This is a genomic window from Halomonas sp. 707D4 (assembly GCF_024158685.1).
In the GTDB taxonomy this organism is placed as follows: domain Bacteria; phylum Pseudomonadota; class Gammaproteobacteria; order Pseudomonadales; family Halomonadaceae; genus Vreelandella.
The window spans coordinates 1-2,912 of sequence record NZ_JAMZBD010000392.1; the positions used below are offsets into that span (position 1 = coordinate 1).

A 2,912-nucleotide genomic window follows, 5' to 3' on the forward strand; every position below is an offset into this window, starting at 1 on the left:
CCCCGGCCTGCACCTCGAAAAGATGCGCCTGATCGACATGGGGCACACCGAGCGCCTGGGCGGTGAAATCGTTGATCACCTTGAAGAGCGAAAGGCCCAGCGCCGCCTTCACCTCGCTCTTCTGAAAGTCCCAGGGGTTGTTGGTCATCTTGACCCGCTCGTTGTGCACCGGGCAGGCGAAGGCCAGGCACGCCTCACGAGGGGCCAGCTCGTCGATGGCGCCGACCCGGGCCAGGTACTCCCGGGCGGCCTCGACCGGGCCCGGGTAGTCGGCGCAGGCAAGGTTCTGCATGTCGTAAGGCGCCGTGTCACCGGGAATGACCAGCGCGAAGCGGGCGTTGGTGCCGCCGATGTCGCCGATCAGCGCCGGTCGCATCAGGCGTCTTCCTGGCGGATCTGGTTGTCCTGCAGGGCGATGTCGTCGGCCTCGAAGCCGCCAAACACGCCAGCGCCTTCCTCACCGCGCATGGCCAGGTGGCGGAATCCGCCGAACAGCTCCCGGCCCATGCCCACGTGGTAGTGATCGAGATCGGCGTGGGCGAGGCTGCGCTCGGCCCAGGTGGCCGGGTCGACCTTCGCTTCGAGCACGCCGGTATTGGCGTCGAGCGCCACCACGTCGCCGTCGCGAAGCTTGGCCAGTGGGCCGCCGTCGAGCGCCTCGGGGCTGATATGGATCGCCGCCGGCACCTTGCCCGAGGCGCCGGACATGCGCCCGTCGGTCACCAGCGCCACCTTGAAGCCACGGTCCTGCAGCACGCCGAGATACGGCGTGAGCTTGTGGAGCTCCGGCATGCCGTTGGCCTTGGGTCCCTGGAAGCGCACCACGACGATCACGTCGCGGTCGAGCTCGCCGGCCTCGAACGCGCCTTTCATCTGGTTCTGGTCGTCGAAGATGCGCACCGGCGCCTCGAGCACGCGATGCTCCTCGGCTACCGCCGATATCTTGATCACCCCGCGGCCCAGGTTGCCGTTCATCACGGTCAGGCCGCCAGTCGGGGCGAAGGGCGTGGCCACCGGGCGCAGCACCTCTTCATCGAGACTTTGTTCCGGACCTTCGCGCCACACGAGCTTGCCATCTTCCAGAAACGGCTCCTGGGTGTAGGCGGTGAGATCCGTGCCGAACACGGTGGGAATGTCGCCGTGCAGAAGGCCCGCGCCCAGAAGCTCGCGGAACAGGTAGCTCATGCCGCCGGCGGCCTGGAAGTGGTTGATGTCCGCCTGGCCGTTGGGGTAGACCTTCATCACGCTCGGCGTGACCGCCGAGAGTTCGGTGAAGTCGTCCCAGGTCAGCGTGATGCCCGCGGCGGCGGCCATGGCGATCAGGTGCAGGGTGTGGTTGGTGGAGCCGCCGGAGGCGAGAAGCCCGACCACGGCGTTGACGATGGCGCGCTCGTCGATCTGCTTGTAGAACGGGCGGTACTCGCCGCCGGCCTCGGTGTTGCGGATCGCCTGCTCGGTGGCGAAGCGCGTCAGCGCCTCGCGCATCTCGGTGCCCGGGTTGACGAAGGAGGTGCCCGGCAGGTGCAGGCCCATCACTTCCATCATCAGCTGGTTGGAGTTGGCGGTGCCGTAGAAGGTGCAGGTGCCGGGGCTGTGGTAGGACTCCGACTCCGCCTCCAGCAGCTCCCTGCGTCCGACCTTGCCCTCGGCGAAGAGCTGGCGTACCCGCGCCTTCTCCTTGTTGGGCAAGCCCGCCGGCATCGGGCCCGCCGGCACGAACATCGCCGGCAGGTGGCCGAAACGGGCAGCACCGATGAACAGCCCCGGCACGATCTTGTCGCACACGCCGAGATACAGCGCGGCGTCGAACATGTTGTGGGAAAGCCCCACGGCGGTCGCCATGGCGATCACGTCGCGAGAGAACAGCGAAAGCTCCATGCCCGGCTGGCCCTGGGTCACGCCGTCGCACATCGCCGGCACGCCGCCGGCGAACTGGGCGGTGGAGCCCATGGCGCGGGCCGCCTCGCGAATGGTGGTCGGGAAGGTCTCGAAGGGCTGGTGCGCCGAGAGCATGTCGTTGTAGGCCGAGATGATCCCCAGGTTGGCGCTGTTCATCAGCTTCAGCGTGTCCTTCTCCGCCGGGCTGCAGGCGGCGAAGCCGTGGGCGAGGTTGCCGCAGGCGAGCTCGGCGCGATGCACGCCGCGCCGGTGCTGGTCAGTCATGCGCTGCTCGTAGAGCGCCCGGCGCTCTTTCGAGCGCTCGGCGATGCGCGCGGTCACGTTGGCAACGGTGGCGTTCAGGGGCGTGGCGTTCAAGCTCGACATGGGAACCTCGGCTAGCTGTATCGGTGCGAATATGTGGTTATTTTACATTCCTGGGGGCAAGTTTAGGGGCGACATACGCCGCTTGGAACCTTTTTGTTTTGTTTATTACTCAATCTCGCCGGGCGCGGGCCCGGCGAACGTCTTCCAGTATGGGCCACGGGCTAGCCGTTCGCCCGGTTATCTTCCTGCTCCTCCACCTCGTCACGCTTGATGGAAAAGAACAGCGCGTAGAACACCGGCACGGCGATCAGCGTGAGGAGCGAGGCGAAGGCCAGGCCGCCCATGATGGTGATCGCCATGCTGTTGAAGAAGGCGTCCCAGAGCAGCGGAATCATCCCCAGAATGGTGGTGCCGGCGGCCAGGAACACCGGACGCAGGCGGCTCACGCTTGCCTGGACGAGCGCGGTGAAGCGCGGCGTGCCCTCGTCGATCTGGGCATCGATCTCGTCGACCAGCACGATGGCGTTCTTCATCAGCATGCCCGAAAGGCTCAGCATGCCCAGAAGTGCCGTGAACGAGAAGGGCAGGCCGGTGAGCAGAAGCCCGATCACCACCCCGCACACCGACATCGGCACCACCAGCCAGACGATCAGGGGCTGGCGGAGCTTGCCGAACAGCAGAATCGAGGTCAGCACCATGATCAGAAA

3 protein-coding genes are annotated in these 2,912 nt (G+C 66.6%); all 3 read right to left on the reverse strand.

Annotated features, from left to right (window positions below; translation table 11 throughout):
• The coding region (locus BIS11_RS14135) for a glucokinase (protein WP_253586357.1) at positions 1-376 on the reverse strand (376 nt) is incomplete at its 3' end.
• On the reverse strand, positions 376-2,265 hold the full coding sequence (gene edd, locus BIS11_RS14140) for a phosphogluconate dehydratase (protein ID WP_253586358.1): 1,890 nt from the start codon (positions 2,263-2,265) through the stop codon (positions 376-378). The genes BIS11_RS14135 and edd, both read right to left, overlap by 1 nt.
• A gap of 161 nt (positions 2,266-2,426) precedes the next feature.
• The coding region (locus BIS11_RS14145; RefSeq protein ID WP_253586359.1) for an efflux RND transporter permease subunit at positions 2,427-2,912 on the reverse strand (486 nt) is incomplete at its 5' end.

Coding starts and splice junctions, on each gene's coding strand:
- edd (WP_253586358.1), bottom strand. CDS start 2,265: ATGTCGAGCTTGAACGCCACGCCCCTGAACGCCACCGTTGCCAACGTG.